Annotated in this window: 12 protein-coding genes; 10 read left to right on the forward strand and 2 right to left on the reverse strand. The window is 57.6% G+C overall.

The window, feature by feature from the left end; translation table 11 throughout:
- Positions 1-3 precede the first annotated feature (3 nt).
- The 8 genes from bcsA to RT197_RS13805 all read left to right on the forward strand — a co-directional run bounded on the left by bcsA (position 4) and on the right by RT197_RS13805 (position 15,582).
- Entirely contained in the window at positions 4-2,115 is a 2,112-nt protein-coding gene (gene bcsA / locus RT197_RS13770) for a UDP-forming cellulose synthase catalytic subunit (RefSeq protein ID WP_312951530.1), read from the forward strand.
- Positions 2,112-4,589 (forward strand): cellulose biosynthesis cyclic di-GMP-binding regulatory protein BcsB, encoded by a 2,478-nt coding sequence (gene bcsB, locus RT197_RS13775; protein WP_312951532.1) that lies wholly within the window; start codon positions 2,112-2,114, stop codon positions 4,587-4,589. Before bcsA ends, bcsB begins: the two co-directional genes overlap by 4 nt.
- A complete protein-coding gene (locus RT197_RS13780; protein WP_409529696.1) occupies positions 4,576-8,622 on the forward strand; it encodes a cellulose synthase subunit BcsC-related outer membrane protein in 4,047 nt (1,348 codons plus the stop codon). The genes bcsB and RT197_RS13780 overlap by 14 nt, the downstream gene beginning before the upstream one ends.
- Complete coding sequence (gene bcsD, locus RT197_RS13785; protein WP_312951534.1) at positions 8,619-9,095, forward strand: cellulose biosynthesis protein BcsD; 477 nt, start codon at positions 8,619-8,621, stop codon at positions 9,093-9,095. The genes RT197_RS13780 and bcsD overlap by 4 nt, the downstream gene beginning before the upstream one ends.
- A gap of 14 nt (positions 9,096-9,109) precedes the next feature.
- Positions 9,110-10,108 (forward strand): glycosyl hydrolase family 8, encoded by a 999-nt coding sequence (locus tag RT197_RS13790; RefSeq protein ID WP_312951641.1) that lies wholly within the window; start codon positions 9,110-9,112, stop codon positions 10,106-10,108.
- A 292-nt stretch (positions 10,109-10,400) separates the two neighbouring features.
- Positions 10,401-12,407, forward strand: a complete 2,007-nt coding sequence (gene hmsP / locus RT197_RS13795; protein WP_312951536.1) for a biofilm formation regulator HmsP — start codon at positions 10,401-10,403, stop codon at positions 12,405-12,407.
- Positions 12,408-12,561: 154 nt separating this feature from the next.
- Positions 12,562-13,848 carry a C4-dicarboxylate transporter DctC gene (gene dctA, locus RT197_RS13800; protein WP_312951538.1) on the forward strand — a complete coding sequence of 429 codons (1,287 nt, stop codon included), beginning with the start codon at positions 12,562-12,564 and terminating at the stop codon, positions 13,846-13,848.
- Positions 13,849-14,091: 243 nt separating this feature from the next.
- The gene (locus RT197_RS13805) at positions 14,092-15,582 is read left to right on the forward strand and encodes a pitrilysin family protein (RefSeq protein ID WP_312951539.1); all 1,491 of its coding nucleotides are present in this window, start codon (positions 14,092-14,094) and stop codon (positions 15,580-15,582) included.
- A gap of 641 nt (positions 15,583-16,223) precedes the next feature.
- Here RT197_RS13805 and RT197_RS13810 read toward each other — a convergent pair.
- On the reverse strand, positions 16,224-17,153 hold the full coding sequence (locus RT197_RS13810; RefSeq protein WP_312951540.1) for a sugar kinase: 930 nt from the start codon (positions 17,151-17,153) through the stop codon (positions 16,224-16,226).
- 234 nt (positions 17,154-17,387) lie between these two features.
- Here RT197_RS13810 and pdeH point away from each other — a divergent pair, with 234 nt between their 5' ends.
- Positions 17,388-18,176, forward strand: coding sequence for a cyclic-guanylate-specific phosphodiesterase (gene pdeH / locus RT197_RS13815; RefSeq protein ID WP_312951541.1), 789 nt, complete (start codon positions 17,388-17,390; stop codon positions 18,174-18,176).
- A 102-nt stretch (positions 18,177-18,278) separates the two neighbouring features.
- On the forward strand, positions 18,279-20,339 hold the full coding sequence (locus tag RT197_RS13820) for an AsmA family protein (protein ID WP_312951542.1): 2,061 nt from the start codon (positions 18,279-18,281) through the stop codon (positions 20,337-20,339).
- 36 nt (positions 20,340-20,375) lie between these two features.
- Here RT197_RS13820 and RT197_RS13825 read toward each other — a convergent pair whose 3' ends face one another.
- The gene (locus RT197_RS13825) at positions 20,376-21,701 is read right to left on the reverse strand and encodes an MFS transporter (protein WP_312951543.1); all 1,326 of its coding nucleotides are present in this window, start codon (positions 21,699-21,701) and stop codon (positions 20,376-20,378) included.
- Positions 21,702-21,873: the final 172 nt, after the last annotated feature.

Here is a 21,873-nt window from a genome sequence, read left to right on the forward strand (position 1 = left end):
CATATGAAAAAGTTCCTGTTTTATATGCTGGTGCTGGCATTAGCGCCCGTCGCTGTGTTGGTGATCGTGACGCCAATGGACAGCCAGAAACAATATATCTTTGGCTTACTCAGCATTGGTATTCTTTTTTTAATGGGCTTCAGCAAGCGGCGAAGTATATCCGTCATTATGGTGGTGATGTCATTACTGATGTCCACCCGCTATATGTATTTTCGCCTGACGCAAACGCTGCATTTTAATTCCGAGATAGAAGCCATTCTGGGGATGGGATTATTCATCGCGGAAGTTTATATCTGGGTCATGCTGCTGCTGAACTATCTGCAAACCGTCTGGCCGTTAAAGCGCGAAATCGTGCCGCTGCCGGATGATATGTCGCTATGGCCGACGGTCGATGTCTATATTCCGACCTATAACGAACCGCTGGAAGTGGTGCGCGATACCGTGCTGGCGGCACAATGCATTGATTATCCGCGAGATAAAATAAAAATTTATCTGCTGGATGACGGCAGCCGCCGCGAGTTTGCCGTATTTGCCCAGGATGTGGGCGTGGGCTATATCACCCGAGCAGAGCACTCGCACGCCAAGGCGGGCAACCTCAACCACGCGATGAAAATCACCCAGGGCGAACTGATTTGCGTATTTGACTGTGACCATGTCGCGACGCGTATTTTCCTTCAGGCGACGGTCGGCGGCTTCCTGAAAGACCCGATGCTGGCGCTGGTGCAGACGCCGCACTACTTTTACTCGCCCGATCCTTTTGAACGTAATCTCTCCGTTGGCCGTAATATTCCCAACGAAGGGATGCTGTTCTACGGGCCGATCCAGCAGGGTAACGACAACTGGAACGCCACTTTCTTCTGCGGCTCCTGTGCGGTGATCCGCCGCAGTGCGCTGGAAGAGATCGGCGGCTTTGCTGTTGAAACCGTAACGGAAGATGCGCATACGGCGCTGAAAATGCAGCGTCGTGGCTGGAAATCGGCTTTTATTGATATTCCACTGGCAGCAGGACTGGCTACGGAACGTCTGGTTCTGCACGTCATCCAGCGTACCCGCTGGGCGCGCGGTATGACGCAGATTTTTCGTCTGGATAACCCGCTGTTCGGGCGCGGGTTGACTTTCCAGCAGCGGCTGTGCTACCTGAGCGCGATGCTCTATTACCAGTTCGCCCTGCCGCGCGTGGTGTTCGTCACCGCGCCGCTGGCTTATTTGCTGTTCAACCTGAATATTATTCACTCGTCCGCCAGTCTGATCCTCTCCTACGCGCTGCCGCACCTGTTTCTGGCGATTTACGTAGGTTCGCGGATGAACGGACGCTATCGCTACAGCTTCTGGGGCGAAATTTATGACATCGTGCTGGCATTCCACCTGATCCTGCCAACGCTGGTGACGATGATTTTCCCCAAACGCGGCAAATTCAACGTCACCGATAAAGGCGGCCTGCTCGACGTGGGTTATTTTGACTTCAGCGTGGTCAGGCCGCATCTGGTGGTGGCATTCCTGCTGGCGACGGCGGTGATTGCCGGGATCGTCCGCGCCTTCGCTCACGACTTTTTCACTGCCGATCCCAGCGTTATCGCGCTGAACATCGGCTGGGGCGTTTACAGCCTGATCTTCCTGCTGGCGGCGATTGCCGTGGCCCGCGAGACGCGGCAGACGCGAAAAACGATCCGTATCGACGTCACCATTCCGGTGCTGATCCACTACGCCAGCGGCTTCGTTACCCGTAGCCAGACGGCGGATTTATCCATGGGCGGCTGCCGGATGGCCATCGTTGACGACCGTCACACCTATGATGAAATTGAAGAGGTCGAGCTGATTCTGGAATCCGGGGCAATCGCGATCCCGGCGAAGCTGGTGGCAATGGATGAGCACTTTATTCGCGTGATGTTTGATGAAGACATTCCGCTCTCCCGCCGCCGCGAACTGGTGCGCGTGGTGCTGTCGCGTGCCGACGCGTGGATCAACCCGCCAAGACAGCAGGACAACCCGTTCCGTTCATTCGTGACCATCCTGCGCTGCGTCTTTGAGCTGTTCTGGCTGACATGGAAATCGCGCCGCAGCCGTCGGCGTACCCGGGCGACCGCAGCGGTAGCAAAGGAGGATAGTCGCGTATGAAGCGCTTAACGACGCTGGCACTGCTGACAGGGGCGCTGCTTGCGCCCGTCCTGCACGCCGAGGACCCGGCGGCTAACGCTGACGATACTCCACCGCTGGATTTTCCGCTGTCCGCTACCGCAGTCACGCCTGCTCCGGCGGCCACGACGCCTTCACCTGCTACGCAGCCGGACGCCAGCGCAGCACAGCCTGCTACCGCGCCGCAATCTGACACCAGCGCAGCGGAGCCGACCGCCGCGCCGCAGCCGGATACGCCGCCTGCGATGCCGCCCGTCACCACCACCGCCGCGCCCGTGTTCACCCCGTCGGCGCAGAATAGCCTGAGCTTCGCGCAAATGGGCAGCGCGCAGGGGATCGTGTTAAGCGGTGGTCAGCTACAGGGCGGGACCAACTTCACCCTGGCGAGCGATAAGGTTATTACCAGCGCGCAACTGTCGCTGGATGTGGAAGTCTCCCCGGAAATGGCGGCGCGCAACGCTACGCTGCAACTTCAGCTCAACGGGCAGCCGCTGGGCACCGTGCCGCTGAGCGCGGCGGAAAATAATATTTCTCATTTTGAGCTGGACGTGCCTGCCGCGCTGATGGTGTCCAGCAACAATCTGAGCTTTCGAATCAACGATGGCGATGCTCAACAGTGCCTGCGCGATCTTAACGATAAGTTCCGCGTGGCCATCCTGCCAACCTCACGTTTTGATTTTGAAGGGCAGCAACTGGATATTGGCTCCGATCTGAGCCATTTCCCGAAACCCTTTTTTGACAGCCAGCAGATGACCGAGGTGAATCTGGCGTTCAGTTTCCCGGAAAAACTGACCCCGGATACCGTCAGCGCAGCGGCGCTGATCTCCTCCTGGATGGGGATGCAGGCGGACTATCGCGGCATCTCGTTTACCGCGCTGAGCAATCGCCTGCCGGAAAAACACGGCATTATTATTGGTCATCCGGGTGAAATCGTCGGCGGGCTGACGCTGCCGCAAAGTGACGTGCCGCTGCTGCAAATCGTGGATAACCCGATAAACCCGGTCTATAAGCTGCTGCTGGTGGTGGGTAAAGACGACACCGCCCTGCGCGCGGCGGCCTGGCGTCTGGCGAAAGGTAATTTCCCCGGACAGACGGCGCGTACCGACGTTGAGGCGCAAGTCATTCCGACCAGTAAGCCTTACGATGCGCCGCGCTGGATTTCTACCGCCCGCCCGATCAAACTGACAGAGCTGATCCGTCAGGATCAGAGCACCACGGTTTCCGGTGTCTGGCACGCGCCGCTTCAGGTCGCATTCCGCGCCGCGCCGGATCTCTATTTGTGGGACGGTGAAACCATCCCACTGCACATTGGCTATCGCTTCCCTTCCGAGAACTGGATTGATGAAGAGAAATCGCGGCTGAGCGTGACCCTTAACGACACTTTCCTGAGCAACCTGCCGATGAACAAGCAGGGTTTTCTCGAAACGCTGTGGCGCAAAGCGGGTGGCGATGCCCGTCAGGAAAAAGTCACTATTCCGCTGGAGCCGTATCTGATTTACGGCGACAACCAGCTTTCGCTCTATTTTAACGTGGTGCCGAAAGATACCGCGCCCTGTAACGTCCTGTTGAATAACAATATTAAGAGCCGACTGAATGAGGATTCGTGGATCGATCTCACTCACACCCAACATTTCTCAATGCTGCCAAACCTCTCTTACTTTGTGGGCGCGTCCTTCCCGTTCACCCGGCTGGCGGATTATTCGCAGACGGTGATGCTGCTGCCGGAAACGCCGTCGGAGACTCAGGTCGCGACGCTGCTTAACCTGGCGGCCCGCTCCGGCAACGCGACCGGGATGGCGCTGGCAAATAACCGCGTGGTGCTGGGCGTTCCCGCTGGTGGGACGAATCTGGAGTATCTGCGTCAGCGCGATGTGCTGGCCGTCGGTGGCCTCGATCAAAAAGCCTTTATTCAGGGGCTGCTGACCCAGTCGCCTTATATCGTGGGCGACAATACGCTCGGCGTGCGGGCACCGACCCTGTGGCAGAAAGTGCAGCACTGGCTGCTGGGCGACTGGTCAACCGATAACATCGACGCCGACCGGTATTTCTCCTCCAACGACGCATGGCGCGGCTTTATCAGCTATCGCTCGCCGTGGAACCAGGAGCGGCTGGTAGTGGCCGCCGTGGGCAGCAATGACGATCAGCTGGCGCATCTGCATGACGACCTCTCGTCTTCACGCATTAACGCCGGTATTCGCGGCGACACCTCGATCATCACCGATGAAAACGGCGTGCGCAGCTTTCGGGTTAGCAGCCAGTTCCCAAGCGGACAAATGCCGGGCTACATGATGGCGATCTGGTATGCGAATCAGTATTCAGCCCTGCTGGCAATCGTCGGGCTGATTGCCGCGTCGATTCTGGGTCTCGCGCTGACCGCCATGTTCCGCCGTCACGCCCGTAAGCGCCTTTATTCAGGGAGCGTAGATGAAAAGGGTGACCAAAATGAAAAAGAATGATCCGGGCCGCCGTTTTACCACGCTGTGCCTGACCGGCGCGCTGACCCTGGGCGCGCTGGGCAATGCGCAAGCCGCGACTAACGATGCGGCGCTGAACGCGCTGTTCGAGCAGGCCAAATACTGGCATGAAAAGTCGCACGACGAGCTGGCGATGGAGTCGCTGAAAAAAGTGCTGATGGTGGATGCCAATAACACCCAGGCGCTGTACCTGATGGCGCTGTGGACACAGCAACGTGGCGATACCCAGGCGTCAGCGCAGTGGCGCGAGCGGCTGGCAAAGGTATCGCCTGACGATGCCGGGCTGGAAGACCTGGCGAATGCCCGTCAGCTCTCCACTGTACCGCAGGGGCAGCTTAACCTCGCCCGTCAGCAGGCGCGCAGCGGCAATATTCCTGCCGCGCTGGCGACGTGGAAAAGTCTGTTTAAAGGCGATGCGCCGCCGCAGGGCATTGCCGCTGAATACTATCTGACGATGGCGAGCGATAAGTCGCTTTATCCGCAGGCGATTAGCGACCTGCGCAGCTACGTGGCGCAGCATCCGCAGGATAACTCGGTGCGCGTGGCGCTCGGCAAGGCACTGACCTGGCGGGAAGAAACCCGCCGAGAAGGGATGGATATGCTGGAGCCGCTCGCCAGCGGCAACAAAGAAGCCGACAGCGGTCTACGTCAGTCGCTGCTGTGGCTGGGCGTGCAGCAGGGCGATCAGCGTTACTACGATAGCTGGTTGCAGCGCCACCCGCAGGATACCGACGTCCAGAAATACTACCGCGAACGCATCGGCGGAATTGCGAAAGGCGAGGGCTATACCGCGCTGAACAGCGGCGACACCGCTTCCGCAAAACAGGAATTTGAGCAGGTACTGCAAACCAACCCGGCGGACGCGGATGCGCTTGCCGGAATGGGCTACATCGCCCAGCGTAGCGGCGATTATCAGGCAGCGGCGCAATACCTGAATCGCGCCGCCAGCCAGGGCGGGGACGCGGCGGGAGAGCGTAAAAATCAGGCGGAAGACGCCGAATTTTACGGACGGCTGGCCCAGGCGCAGCAGGCGTATAAGCAGGGCAATATCAGCCAGGCGCTGGCGCTTTCCGCACCGCTGGCCCAGCAAAGCGGCGAGCGCGGCGCAGCGGGCAAGCTGTTCCGCGCCGACGTCCTGCGCCAGAACAAAGATTATGTCCAGGCGGAACAAACCCTGCGCGCGGTGCTGAACGAGCAGCCGCAGAACGCGGCGGCGCGGGAAAACCTCTACTATGTCCTGCGCGATCAGAACAAAACGGCGGAAGCGCAAACGGTGCTGCGCACGCTGCCGCAAAATCTTCAGTCCCGGCTTCAGCCGCGTACAGTCACCGGCGTGCCGGGCGATACCATCCGTCGTCAGGCGCAGCAGCAGGCCGCCAGCGGTAACGTCCAGCAGGCCATTACCACGCTGCGTCAGGGCGTGACGCGCTACCCGGATGACGTCTGGCTGCGGCTGGATCTGGCCCGGCTGCTGCAAAAATCAGGTGGAGAAAATGAAGCTGCTGCGGTAATGGCACCGGCGTTTCGGACCGGGGCCAGTGCTAACGCGCTGTACGCGGCTGCGCTGTTCTCCAGCGAAAACGGTGCGTGGCAACAGGCGCAAACGCTGCTCTCGCGCATTCCGGCGTCCAGCCAGAATTCGCAGATGCGCGATTTGCGTCAGCGGGTCAATTACAACATGCAGATCGCCACGGCGCAGAATTACCTGGCGCAGGGTAATTCCGTGGCGGCGACCAATACCCTGAAGGCGCTGTCTTCGCAGCCGCCGAAAGATCCGGCTGACGTCGGCAAGCTGGCGCGCCTGCTGGCGCAGAGCGGCGATCTCACCACCGCCGTGGCGCTGGTACGTAACAATATCAGTTCCGGCGTGCATGGCGGCGCGGGGGATTACGCCGATCAGATCACGGTGCTGAACCAGGCCGGGCTGAGCAACGAGGCGCAGGCGCTGCTGGCGAACCCGGCCATTCAGGCGCAGAGCACGCCGACCCAGCTTGCCAGCCTGCAAAATGGCTACGTGGTCAACGAGGCGGACCGGCTGCGCGAGCAGGGCAATTACGCAGGCGCGTATGACAAACTGATCCGCGCGCTGCAACAGGATCCGCAGAATACCGATCTGATGTTCGCGATGGCGCGGCTGTATCAGAGCGGCAAAATGAACAAAGAGGCGGGGGTGGTTTACGATTATCTGATCACCCGCGATACACCCGATCAGGCGGCGCGTGCGGGTGCCATTGACGTCGCGCTCTCCGAAGGCAACAACGAGCGGGCGGAACAACTGGCGCGCGGCTTACGCAATGACAACACGCCGGATCGCCTGATCCTGCTGTCACGGGTAGAAGAGGCGCAGGGGAATCACCAGCGCGCGCTGACGTATTTGCGCAGCGCGCGCGGTCGCGTGCTGGGACTCCAGACCAGCAACAGTTCCGCCACGCCGAACGTTGGCGGGCTGCTGGCAGCGGACAATCCGTTCGTCGGCACCTCCCGGCTTCAGCCGCAGGCGCGTACCGCCTCAACCTACGGGCGCACGCTGCCGTGGCAGGTGGGGACGGTGGCGACCAGCGATGCGGATATGGCAATGCCTGGCAATCAGCGGACCGATCTGCCGATCGAAACGGCGCAGAGCCGTACCCTGCGGCAAATCGATACCATGATGGAGCAACTGGAAGAAAAAACCGGCACCTGGCTACAGGGCGGCGTGGAAGTGCGCAGCCGCGACGGGGAGTCCGGCACCAGCAAGCTGACCGAGGCGAAAGCCCCGCTCACCTGGTCCTCTTCGCCGTTCGGCGAATCGCGCTTTGAATTTACCGCGACGCCGGTCACGCTCAACGCGGGCAGCGCGTCCGGCGATGCGTGGCGGCGCTACGGCTCGAATCCGCTGGCGAATGCGGTCACGAATATTGCCGCCACCGCTGCCAGCGAGCAGCAGGCGATCGCCGCAATGACCAGCGCTGAGCGCACCGCCTATTTCGCCAGCAATCCCGGCGCGCAGGCGCTGAGCACGCTGGGTACTATCGACGCGGCTACGCTGAACCCGACCACCACCAGCGGGATGGAAAATCTGGCGCGGCTCGGCAACTACGACTCCGGTCAGGTGGCGAGCTATCTGGCGGCCTCCAGCCGCAAGCCTGACGTCAACGAGGCGGGCGACGTTTCGACGGATTCGCAGAAAGCCAACGGCGTTGAGCTGAGCATGGCCTTAAGCGGCGAGCAGTACCGGCTGGATATCGGCAGTACGCCGCTGGGACAGGATTTGAGCACTCTCGTCGGCGGCGTGAAGTGGTCACCAAAACTGACCAACTATCTCACGCTGATCCTCACCGGGGAGCGCCGCGCGCTGACCGACAGCCTGCTGTCGTATGTCGGCATTGAAGATCAATATTCCGGCAAACGCTGGGGACGGGTGACCAAAAACGGCGGCACCCTCCAGCTAAGCTATGACGACGGCGACGCCGGTTTCTACGTGGGCGGCGGTGGCTACAGCTATCTGGGAGAAAACGTCGCCAGCAACACCAGCGTCAACGCCAACGCGGGCGTTTACCTGCGCCCGTTCCATGATGATTACAGCTCGCTCCAGACCGGACTGAGCATGAGTTTTATGGACTACTCGAAAAACCTGAGCCAGTTTACCTACGGTCAGGGGGGCTATTTCAGCCCGCAAAACTACGTCAGCGTCTCGCTGCCAGTGGATCTGACGCAGAAGTTTGATAGCTGGACCATGCGCGTTGGCGGCTCGGTAGGTTATCAATCCTATACCCAGGACAGCAGTGACTATTTCCCGACGGAATCCGGCTGGCAGCAGCAACTGGAAACGGCGGTGGCGAACGGCTTCGCCAAAGAAGCACGCTATAAAGCGACGTCCGAAAACGGCATCGGCTATACGGTACGAGCCGGGGCGGATTATAAAGTGAACAAGCAGATGAGCATTGGCGGACAGGTCGGCTATGACACCTTTGGTGATTATAACGAAAGTACGGCCGGGCTATGGTTCCGCTACATGTTGGGGAACAACGAATGACGACCGACAACACTAATTTAGCGCTAAAAGCTTATTTTCAGCATCAGCAAACGCCGCCAGGCTGGTTCGATCTGCTGACGATTATGGTCGACGGTATGATCCGTAACGCGGGCGAGCGGGACAGTCAGCCGTTTCTGCGCCAGATGGGCGAAACGCTGGCCGATATCTTCCCGCTCCCGGCGGCAGAAACGTTGGGCGATCTGGAGAACAATATCAATCATCTGCTGGCGCGATTTAACTGGGGCGTGGCCGAAGTCAGCGTCGGTGAAATGGGGCTGGTGGTGCGTCATCAGGCGCTGCCAGTGAGCCGTGAAGAAGACCAACAAGTGCGCTGGTGTAATGCATTTTGTGCAATACTTGAAGGGTTGTACGCCCGCTGGCTTCAGGGTCAGGGCGGTGAGGAGCACCTGCTGTTTCAGCGGGAGCAGCTTTTCGCCATCGACGACGTGCAATTCCGCTACTTTAACCCGTAACCAATAAGTGAAATATCATTTTGCGTCTGATTACAGCCATGATTGCTATGACCGCGCTGCTGTTTACCTCCCTTGCTCAGGCGGATACGGCCTGGGCGGCCTATAAAGCGCGTTTTCTGATGCCCGACGGGCGGATTGTGGATACCGGCAACGGTAACGTCTCACACACCGAAGGACAGGGCTATGCGATGCTGATGGCGGTTGCCAGTAACGACAAGCCCACCTTTGATAAATTATGGCAGTGGACTAACAGCCATTTAAAAAATAAAGAAACCGGGCTGTTTTACTGGCGCTATAACCCGGTTGCGCCGAATCCGATTGCGGATACCAACGATGCGACCGACGGCGATGCATTAATTGCGTGGGCGCTATTAAAAGCGCAGCAAAAATGGCAGGACAATAATTACGGCACGGCGTCGGATGCCATTACCCAGGCGCTGGTGAAGTATACGGTGATTGACTACGCCGGTTATAAGGTCATGCTGCCGGGGCAAAACGGTTTCAATTTTAATACTAGGATTAATCTTAATCCGTCCTATTTTATTTTCCCGGCGTGGCAGGATTTTGCCAAACGCAGCTATCTGAAAGTCTGGCAGGAATTACTGCGCGACGCGCAGACCTTAACCGGCAAGATGGCGTGGGGCGAAGCGCAACTGCCTACCGACTGGGTGGCGCTGGCGGCAGACGGGAGCCTCAGCCCGGCGCAAGAATGGCCGCCGCGCGTGAGCTACGATGCGATCCGTATCCCGCTCTACATTTACTGGCAAAACCCGCAAAGCCCGCTGTTACAGCCCTGGAGACAGTGGTGGAAGCAGTTCCCGCGCCAGCAAACGCCAGCGTGGATTAACGTGGTCAACGGCGAGCGCGCGCCGTATAACATGAACGCAGGGTTACTGGCCGTGCGCGACCTGACGATGGGAGAGAGCATCGCAGAGCCGCAAATCACCGCCCAGGATGATTATTACGCGGCAAGTCTGAAAATGCTGGTCTGGTTAGCGGCAAAAGGGAATTAAGCCCGTCGTAAAACCGTTGTTTTTTCCGTATTTGCTGATTAATACCTCGTCAGTAAATACGGATCGCTACATTCTTTCTCTCTCATATTGTCATATATCCATGATATTTCAGGTATACCCATGCAGGCTGCGCGCGTGCATTGCCGTTTCTTACGCAGGTAAGTTCCCGGACGTTCTCTTTTGCCGCCTTTCTGCAAGCTGAATTATTTAGGTATAGTATCGGGTATAATCGCCCCCGGTCAGACGATCTGCTGACCTGATGCTTTTGAATAAGTACAAGTGGAGAGTCATTTTGCGCGTCAGCCGTTCTCTTACGATTAAACAAATGGCGATGATTTCGATCGTGGCCATGTTTTTTCTGTTTATTTTTTGCTTTATTTTACTCTTTCACTTCGTGCAGCAGAGCCGCTATGACACCGCGTCCCAGCTGGAAAGTATTGCCCGCTCCGTTCGTGAGCCGCTGTCGTCAACCATCCTGAAAGGCGATATCCCGGAGGCGGAAACTATTCTGCGCCGCATCCAACCCGCTGGCATCGTCAGCCGCGCGGATGTGGTGCTGCCCAACCAGTTCCAGGCGCTGCGAATGAGCTTTATCAATGAGCGCCCGGTGCCGGTCACTATCACCCGTATATTTGAACTGCCGGTACAAATCTCTTTACCTATTTATTCCCTGGAACGCCCCGCCAATCCCCAGCCGCTGGCGTATCTGGTATTACAGGCCGATTCATGGCGCATGTATAAATTCGTCATGAGCGCTATCTCGACGTTAGTGACTGCTTACTTACTTCTGGTGCTGGTGATGACAGTCGCCATCACCTGGGGCTGTAGCCGTCTGATCGTCCGCCCGCTGCGCCAGATGGCACGGGAACTTAATGAAATTTCGCTCCAGGAAACGCCGGGACATCAGCTCAGCCTGCCGCGCCTGCACCACGACGATGAGATCGGGATGCTGGCACGCAGCTATAACCGTAACCAGCTCGCGCTGCTACGCCATTACGAAGAGTTAAATAACCACTCGACCTGTTTCCCGGTTTCCGGCCTGCCGAATAAAAGTTTTCTGCTGGCGCTTCTCGATCAAAATATCGAGCGCAATAATGGCTCGGCCCTGATGGTGATCGCCTGTGAAACGCTTCAGGAGACGGCGGGCGTTCTTCAGGAAACCCAGCGCGAAATGCTGCTGCTGACGCTGGTGGAGCGGCTGAAATCGGTGCTGTCGCCGAAAATGGTACTGACCCAGGTCAGCGCTTACGATTTCGCTATTATCGCCCACGGCGTGAAAGAGCCGTGGCACGCTATTACGCTAGGTCAGCAAGTGCTTACTTCCTTTAATGAGCGGCTGCCGGTGCAGGGGATCCAACTTCGCCCCAGCGCCAGCATCGGCATCGCGATGTTCGATCGCGATCTCTCTGCCGAGCAGCTCTACCGCCGCGCCTTCTCCGCCGCTTTTACCGCGCGGCGGAAAGGCAAAAACCAGATTGAGTTTTTCGACCCGGAACAAATGGAAAAGGCGCAGCAGCGGCTCACCGAAGAGAGCGATATCCTGAACGCGCTGGATAATCAACAGTTTGCCATCTGGCTTCAGCCGCAAATTGACACCCGCAACGGCGAGGTTTACAGCGCTGAAGTGCTGCTGCGCCAGCGCCAGCCGGACGGTCACTGGGAACTTCCTGGCGGGCTTATCGACAGCATCGAATCCTGTGGCCTGATGGTCACGGTCGGCTACTGGGTGCTGGAAGAGTCCTGCCGCCAGCTCGCCGCCTGGCGTAAAAAAGGGCTGCGGCTGCCGTTATCGGTCAATATCTCCGCGCTGCAACTGATGCATCACAATATGGTGCCGGATATGCTTGAGCTACTGAGCCGCTATCGTATCGAGCCGGGCACGCTGATCCTCGAAGTTACCGAAAGCCGCCGCATTGACGATCCGCAGGCGGCGATCGCCATTCTGCGCCCGCTGCGCAATGCTGGCGTGCGCATCGCGCTGGATGATTTCGGCATGGGTTACGCCGGGCTGCGCCAGCTTCAGCATATGAAATCGCTGCCGGTTGATATGCTGAAAATCGACAAAACCTTCGTTGATGGCATCCCGGAGGACGTCAGCATGGTGTCGGCGATTGTGCAGATGGCGCGCAGCCTTAATCTGCGCATTGTGGCGGAAGGCGTCGAAGAGCAAGCGCAGTATGACTGGCTGAAAGAGGCTGGCGTCGATTTCGTACAGGGTTTCTTATTCGCCTGCGCGCTGCCGCCGCAGGAATTTGAAGAGACCTGGTTCAGCGCGCTTCACGTTAAGGAAAATGAGTAAATTTGTTGCGCTTGTGCGAGCCAGCTCAAAGTTCTTAACAAAAATGTTTCAAAATTGAACCGCGTTCATTTCTGGAATGTTTCTTGGGTGTTATTTTAAAACCGCAGGTGGAACCAACCCTACAATGCCTGTGGTTTTATCTTAAGGACATCCTATGAAAACCTCTTTGTTTAAAAGCCTCTATTTTCAGGTTCTGAGCGCCATCGCCATCGGGATCCTGCTGGGTCATTTCTACCCGGAGCTGGGTGCGCAAATGAAACCGCTTGGCGATGCTTTCGTTAAGCTGATTAAAATGATTATCGCGCCGGTCATTTTCTGTACCGTGGTCACAGGCATTGCGGGCATGGAAAGCATGAAGGCGGTCGGGCGTACCGGCGCGGTGGCGCTGCTGTACTTTGAGATCGTCAGCACCATCGCGCTGATTATCGGTTTGATTATTGTTAACGTGGTGCAGCCGGGGGCGGGAATGAACGTCGATCCGGCGACGCTGGATGCCAAAGCCGTCGCGGTGTATGCGGAGCAGGCGAAAGACCAGGGCATTGTCGCCTTCCTGATGGACATCATTCCGGGAAGCGTGATTGGCGCATTTGCCAGCGGTAACATCCTCCAGGTGCTGATGTTTGCGGTACTGTTTGGCTTTGCCCTGCATCGTCTGGGCAGCAAGGGCCAGCTGATTTTCAACGTGATTGAAAGTTTCTCACAGGTCATTTTCGGCATCATCAACATGATCATGCGCCTCGCGCCCATCGGTGCGTTCGGGGCGATGGCCTTTACCATCGGTAAATATGGCGTCGGAACGCTGGTGCAGCTTGGACAGCTTATTATCTGCTTCTACGCCACCTGTATCCTGTTTGTGGTGCTGGTTCTCGGTTCCATCGCCCGCGCTACCGGGTTTAACATCTTTAAATTTATCCGCTACATTCGTGAAGAACTGCTGATCGTGCTGGGAACGTCTTCCTCTGAATCGGCGCTGCCGCGCATGTTAGATAAGATGGAAAAACTGGGCTGCCGGAAATCGGTTGTCGGGCTGGTGATCCCGACCGGCTATTCCTTTAACCTGGACGGCACTTCAATCTACCTGACCATGGCCGCCGTGTTCATCGCCCAGGCGACCAACAGTCATATGGATATTTTCCATCAAATCACGCTGCTGGTGGTGCTGCTGCTGTCCTCGAAAGGGGCGGCCGGGGTGACGGGCAGCGGGTTTATCGTGCTGGCGGCGACTATCTCAGCGGTGGGACATTTACCGGTCGCCGGGCTGGCGCTGATTCTGGGCATTGACCGCTTTATGTCGGAAGCTCGCGCCCTGACCAACCTGATTGGCAACGGTGTGGCAACCATCGTGGTGGCGAAATGGGTGAAAGAACTCGACCAGAAACAGCTTACCGATACCCTCAATAACCGTGCGCCAGACGGCAAAACGCACGAAATATCCTCTTAATTCCTCCCCTTATGGCCGTAGTCCCTTGATGGACCACGGCCTCCTGAGCATAATTGGAGCTGGCTCGCGTTTGCTGGCTCTGCCATCGCGACGCGGCCCGAATGATTTTGCAGATATTTTTCACGGGCTACGCGACATTTTCCGCTTTGCGTGGTCTTACAAATGGCTTTTCCATACTCAAAATAATCCTCATTGCAGGATGGTCTTGTCTTTAATTACCAGGAACGTTGATCAGGGGTTCACATGCAGGGCACAAAAATTCGACTCTTAGCCGGTGGTTTGCTGTTTATTGCAACGGCTGGTTATGTGCAGGCAGAAGCGCTCCAGCCCGACCCGGCCTGGCAACAGGGGACGCTGGCGAATGGTTTCCAGTGGCAGGTTTTATCCACCCCACAGCGCCCCAGCGACCGCATCGAAATTCGTCTGCTGATAAACACCGGTTCGCTCACTGAAAACACGCAGCAAATTGGCTTCAGCCATTTTATTCCCCGGATTGCGCTCTCCCAGAGCGGCAGCCTGCCGCCGACCCAGGCGCAATCTCTCTGGCAGCAGGGCATCGACCCTAATCGACCTTTGCCGCCCGCCATCGTCTCTTACGACCACACGTTGTTTAATCTGAGCCTGCCGAATAACCGCAATGACCTGCTGAAAGAGGCGCTGACGTGGCTGGCGGACAGTTCAGGCAGACTCAGCATTACTTCTGCGACCATTAACCCACCGTCGCCCACCGAACGGCTGGTCGCGACCTGGCCGATGGATACCAAAGAAGGCTGGTGGCGTTATCGTCTGAAAGGATCGACCATGCTGGGGCACGATCCGGCCGATCCGCTGAAAAAGCCGGTGGATGTGGAGCAAGTTAAAGCCTTCTACCAGAAATGGTACACCCCGGATGCCATGAAACTGATTGTGGTGGGCAACGTAGACAGCCGCAGCGTTTCCGAACAAATCAACAAAGCGTTTGGCGAACTGAAGGGTAAACGCGAAACGCCCGCGCCGATGCCGACGCTCTCCCCGCTGCCGCTGGAGTCGGTCAGCATTATGACTGATACCGTAAAACAGGATCGCCTGTCGATTATGTGGGACAACGCCTGGCTACCGATCCGCGAATCCGGCGCGCTGCTGCGCTACTGGCGCGCGGATCTGGCGCGTGAGGCGCTCTACTGGCACGTTCAGCAGAATCTGAGCAAAAGTAACGCCAAAGATATCAGCATGGGCTTCGACTGCCGGGTGCTGTATCTGCGCGCCCAGTGCGGCATTAACATTGATTCGCCGAATGAAAAGCTCAACACCAATCTGGTGACGGTCGCCCGTGAACTGGCGGCGCTGCGTGAGAAGGGGCTGACGGAGGAAGAGTTCAACGCGCTGGTAGCGCAGAAGAAGCTGGAGCTGCAAAAGCTGTTTGCCACCTACGCCCGCACCGATACCGATATTTTGATTAGCCAGCGAATGCGCGCGCTGCAAAATCAGGTGGTGGATATCGCGCCGGAGCAGTACCAGAAGCTGCGTCAGGATTTCCTTAACGACCTGACGCTGGAGAGCCTGAACCAGGATCTTCGCCAGCAGCTCTCTCAGGATATGTCGTTGATTCTGCTCCAGCCGAAAGGCGAGCCGGAGTATGATATGAAGGAACTCCAGGCGAGCTGGGATGAAATCATGACGCCTGCCGAGCCTGCGGCGACTCCCGCGCAGGAAGACGTGCGCCAGGAAGTGACGGATATTCCGCCTGTGCAGTAAGGGTTAACCCCCGTCCTCGAAGGGTATTATTCCGGCGGGGGAGAGGGGGAAAACCGGTGACGGACTCAGCAATGACGCCGGACTGTTCCCTCTCCCCTGAGGGTTAGGGAGAGGGGGAGCGTACGAGCCCCGGAATCCCCTCACCCCGACCCTCTCCCGCAGGGAGAGGGAGAAAACCGGTGACGGACTCAGCAATGACGCCGGACTGTTCCCTCTCCCCTGAGGGTTAGGGAGAGGGGGAGCGTACGAGCCCCGGAATCCCCTCACCCCGACCCTCTCCCGCAGGGAGAGGGAGAAAACCGGTGACGGACTCAGCAATGACGCCGGACTGTTCCCTCTCCCCTGAGGGAGAGGGTTAGGGAGAGGGGGAGCGTACGAGCCCCGGAATGCCCTCACCCCGGCCCTCTCCCGCAGGGAGAGGGAGAAAACCGGTGACGGATTCAACGACGACGCCAGACTGTTCCCTCTCCCCTGAGGGAGAGGGTTAGGGAGAGGGGGAGCGTGCGAGCCCCGGAATCCCCTCACCCCGGCCCTCTCCCGCAGGGAGAGGGGGAAAACCGGTGACGGACTCAACAACGACGCCGGACAGTTCCCTCTCCCTTGAGGGAGAGGGTTAGGGAGAGGGGGAGCGTACGAACCCCTTATCCCGGCATTGCCTCACGCGGAATAATCGCCCCGCGATACTGAATCACCGTGCTGGCGGTCAGATGCCCGCGTTTAGCCGCTTCAGCCGCGTCACCACCGGTCAGGCGGACGGCCAGATAGCCCGCGCTGAAGGAATCGCCCGCCGCCGTGGTATCAACGACCTTCTCTTTCGGCAGTTTCACCGCCGGAACGTCAATCACCGCCGCGTTCGCGACTGCCACCAGGCAGGAGTCCGCGCCGCGTTTAATCACCACTTCTTTCACGCCAGCCGCCTGGGTACGGGCAATTACCTCATCGACCGGTCTTTCGCCCCACAGCGCGTCTTCATCATCCAGCGTCAGGAACGCGATATCGGTGCTTTCCAGCATCTGCTGATAAACCTGCTGCGTCTCTTCTTTGCTGGCCCACAGGCGCGGACGGTAGTTGTTGTCGAAAATCACCTGCCCGCCGTTAGCCCGACACTCGCGCAGCAGGGAGAACAGTTTTTCGCGGCTCGACGGGCTGAGGATCGCCAGGCTAATGCCACTCAGATAAAGATAATCAAAGGTCGCCAGTTTTTCGCAGATCGCCGCAGACTCCGCGCTTTCCAGCCAGAATTTGGCGGCGGCTTCGTTACGCCAGTACCAGAAAGTGCGCTCGCCGGTATCGTCGGTTTCGATGTAGTACAGACCCGGCAAACGGTTTTCCAGACGCTGGATCAGCGCGGTGCCCACATGCTCGCTCTGCCAGGCGTCCAGCATCTGCTGGCTGAAGTTATCCGTGCCCAGCGCAGTAACGTATTCCACGCTTAGCGCGTCGGCAGGCACCTGACGCGCAATATAGACAGAGGTGTTAAGCGTATCGCCGCCGAAGCCGCGCTTCACTTCTGCACCTTTCTCTGACATTTCAATCATGCATTCGCCAATGACGGCAATTTTCTTGGACATAGTATTAACCTGACAGGAACCGGGAAATGAGCCTAGTCTGCTCTGTGGAGTTTTTTCGGTCAACCATATTAAAACAACGTTCCATAATTTTTTTGAGCTGGCGCGTATTATCGACACATTCTGCCGCGCTGTTTTGTAATTTGCCTGCCGCTGAACATAAAGTTCTCACTGCCTGCGCCGATAACTCTGTGACGAGTTCCGACCGATCATCCCCTTTGCAACAGGACATCTGAGATGAAGTTAAAGCAGGTTATCCAGCGGCTACACACTCCTGAGGCAGAGATTGAAAGTCTGCAAGAGCGGCGCTACTGGCTGCAATGTCAGCTCGCATATACCTATCAGCCGATCTACAGGACGGATGGTCGTCTGATGGCCATCGAACTGCTGACGGTGGTCACCCATCCCGATAAGCCGGAACAGCGGATCCCGCCGGATCGCTATTTTGCGGAAGTCGCGGTGCGCCAGCGTATTGATGTGGTGAAAGAGCAACTGGCGACGCTGGAGCAGAAGCGCGAGTTTTTCGAGCGCAATCAGGTGCTGGCCTCGGTTAACGTCGATGGCCCGACGCTGCTTGCCATGCGCCAGGACAAAGCGCTGATGGCGACCATCGACAGCCTGCGCTGGCTGCGGCTGGAACTGGTGGAGCATATCCGCCTGCCGGTGGATTCCTCCTTCGCGTCGTTCTGCGAATTTGGCCCGCTATGGCTGGATGACTTCGGCACCGGCATGGCGAACTTCTCGGCGCTTAGCGAAGTGCGTTATGACTACATCAAAGTGGCGCGCGATCTGTTTATCATGCTGCGAAAAACGCCGGAAGGACGCAATTTGTTCACCCTGCTATTGCAGTTAATGAACCGCTACTGCCAGGGGGTGATTGTCGAAGGCGTAGAGACGCTGGAAGAATGGCAGGATGTGCAGCAATCACCGGCGTTTGCCGCGCAGGGATATTTCCTTTCCCGGCCGGTTCCTATGGCGACGCTCGACGGCGTCGTGATGCAGCTTTCTCCGGCATGTCTTGCCTGATGGCCTGTATTTGCTCGCGATAATAAGGAAACTGCCGCTCCCTTTTCTGTCAGCCTCAACTATCTTTAGGACAGGTAAGGTAATCAGAAAGCGGAGTGAGGCATGTCTAAAACAAGTAAAATACTTGCCATTATCTTAGGGACCCTGGTGTTGCTGATTGTTGTGGCAATCATCATTATCGCCACCTTTGACTGGAACCGGCTGAAGCCGACAATCAACGAAAAAGTCTCAACGGAGCTGAATCGTAAATTTGCCATTCGTGGCGATCTGGGTGTGGTGTGGGAGCGGCAAAAGCAGGAAACCGGCTGGCGTAGCTGGGTGCCGTGGCCGCACGTTCACGCAGAAGATATCGTGCTGGGCAACCCGCCGGAAATCCCGGAAGTCACGATGGTCCATCTGCCGCGCGTGGAAGCCACTCTCGCGCCGCTGGCATTGCTGAGCAAAACGGTCTATCTGCCGTGGATTAAATTTGTGCAGCCGGATGCGCGGCTGATCCGCCTGTCCGAGAAGAACGACAACTGGACGTTTAACCTCGCTTCCGATAACGACAAAGACAAAAATGCCCAGCCTTCCGCATGGTCATTCCGCCTCGATAATATTCTCTTCGACCGTGGTCGCGTGGCGATTGACGATAAAGTCAGCCGTGCCGACATTGAGATCCTCGTCGATCCCTTAGGCAAACCGCTCCCGTTTAGTGAAGTGACCGGCAGTAAAGGGAAAGATGACAAACAGAAAGTCGGCGATTACGTTTTTGGTCTGAAGGCGAAAGGGCGTTACAACGGTCAGCCGCTGACCGGAACCGGTAAAATCGGCGGGATGCTGGCCCTGCGCAGTGAAGGCACGCCTTTCCCGGTGCAGGCAGATTTCCGTTCCGGCAATACGCGCGTGGCTTTTGACGGCACGGTTAACGATCCGATGAAAATGGGCGGCGTCGACCTGCGACTTAAATTCTCCGGCGATTCGCTCGGTGAGCTGTACGATTTAACCGGCGTACTGCTGCCGGATACGCCGCCGTTTTCAACGGACGGTCGGCTGGTGGCAAAAATCGATACCGAAAAGTCCTCCGTCTTTAATTATCGCAATTTCAATGGCCGCATCGGCGACAGCGATATTCACGGCTCCCTGACCTACACCACCGGCAAGCCGCGTCCGAAACTGGAAGGCGATCTGGAATCCCGCCAGTTGCGTCTGGCGGATTTGGGGCCGCTGATTGGCGTCGATTCCGGTAAAGGCGCGGAGAAATCGAAAAAAGCGGAACAGAGCAAGGGCGAGAAAAACGTCCAGCCTGCGGATAAAGTGCTGCCGTATGACCGCTTTGAAACCGATAAATGGGACGTGATGGACGCCGACGTGCGCTTTAAAGGCCGCCGGATTGAGCACGGCAGCAGCCTGCCGATTAGCGATCTCTCTACTCACCTGACACTGAAAAACGCCGATTTGCGTCTGCAACCGCTGAAATTCGGCCTCGCGGGCGGCACTATCTCCTCCAATATTCACCTTGAAGGCGATAAAAAACCGATGCGCGGCGTGGCGGATATTCAGGCCCGGCGGCTGAAACTCAAGCAACTGATGCCGGATGTGGAACTGATGCAGAAAACGCTGGGTGAGATGAACGGCGACGCGGAATTCCGTGGCACGGGTAACTCGGTGGCGGCGCTACTTGGCAGCAGCAACGGTAATCTGAAACTGCTGATGAATGACGGGCTAATCAGCCGCAACCTGATGGAAATCGTCGGGCTTAACGTCGGTAACTTTATCGTGGGCCAGCTCTTTGGCGATGAGGAAGTGCGGGTTAACTGTGCGGCGGCAAATCTGGATATCGTCAACGGCGTGGCGCGTCCGCAAATCTTCGCTTTCGATACCGAGAACGCGCTGATTAACGTGACCGGGACGGCCAGTTTTGCCTCGGAGCAGCTTGATTTGACGATTGACCCGGAAAGTAAGGGTATTCGTATCGTGACCCTGCGCTCGCCGCTGTACGTGCGTGGCACCTTTAAAAATCCGCAGGCGGGGGTGAAAGCCGGTCCGTTGATTGCGCGTGGTGCCGTCGCCGCCGCGCTGGCAACGCTGGTGGCACCGGCTGCCGCACTGGTGGCGCTGATCTCGCCGTCAGAAGGTAATGAAAATCAGTGCCGGACGATTCTGGCGCAGATGAAAAAATAAGTAAAAAAATGCCCGGTGCGACGCACCGGGCATGGATTACAGCGACTGGTGACGCGTTTCGTGCGTCAGCAGCAGGGCAATCAGCGTCAGGGCTGCCATTGATGCCAGATAAATCCCCACGTAGAACAGACCGTAGTTAGCCTGAAGCCAGGTGGCGATGTACGGCGCAACGGACGCTCCCAGAATCGACGACACGTTATAAGAGAATGACGCACCGGTATAGCGGACTTCCGTCGGGAACAGCTCCGGCAGCAGCGCGCCCATCGGGCCGAAGGTCAATCCCATCAGGCTCAGACCAATCAGCAGATACGCCATCACCAGCGCCGGACTTCCCGAACCCAGCAGCGGCGGAAACACGAACAGCGCGAACAGAATAATCAGCGTGGTGATCACAATCATGCTTTTCCGCCGACCAAAGGCATCCGCCAGCAGACCGGCAATCGGCACCATCACCCCAAAACCAATCACCGCCATCATCAGCATCCACAGCACTTCATTGCGCGGCAGGCCAAGGCCGACCGGGGCGGCGGTGGTACTGAAGGTCATCGAGTAAACGGTCATAATGTAGAACAGGGTGTAGGTCGCCAGCATAATGAACGTGCCGAGCACGGTCACGCGGACGTGTTTTGTCAGCAGCGTACCCAGCGGGATTTTCACCTGTTTTTTCGCGGCGGCGACTTTGGCGAATACCGGCGTTTCATGCAGCGACACGCGCACGTACAGGCCGATCAGCACCAGCACGGCGGAGAAAATAAACGGTATGCGCCAGCCCCACTGCATAAACTGTTCGTCGGTGAGCAGCCATGAGAGCAGCAGGAATGTCCCGTTCGCGAAGAAGAAACCAATCGGTGCGCCAAGCTGCGGGAACGAACCATAGAGCGCACGTTTGCGCGCCGGGGCGTTTTCCGTTGCCAGCAGCGCCGCGCCGCCCCATTCACCGCCCAGCCCCAGACCCTGACCAAAACGAGCCAGCGCCAGCAGCAGCGGGGCAAAAATGCCGATAGTGGCATAGGTCGGAAGCAGACCAATTAAGACGGTGGAAATGCCCATCGTCAGCAGCGACGCCACCAGCGTGACCTTGCGGCCCACGCGATCGCCAAAGTGACCGAATAGCGCCGAACCAATTGGACGCGCGACAAACGCAATGGCGAACGTCGCCAGCGACTGTAGCGTCGCCGCCGTCGGATCGCCCTGCGGGAAGAAGATATGGGGAAACACAATCACCGCAGCGGTGGCGTAAATATAGAAGTCGAAAAACTCAATGGCGGTGCCAATCAGTGAGGCAACGACGACCTTATTACGGGAGTTAACCGGGACGGTTTCGGCGGTGTTATCGAGCGTAGTTGTGGCGGTTGCTTGCATAATTATTTCTTATTTTATGACGAACGAACGGCCATATTACGCACAGCAAAAGCGACATTTCAATCCTGAACGGAACTGGCTTTTGGTTAAATAACACACAAAAAGTGGATAATGTTCACAGGCGGGAATTTTCTTCTATGAAATGCTTCACACAATTTCAAACTTAGCATTT

Source organism: Superficieibacter sp. (assembly GCF_032071645.1).
Taxonomy (GTDB): domain Bacteria; phylum Pseudomonadota; class Gammaproteobacteria; order Enterobacterales; family Enterobacteriaceae; genus Superficieibacter.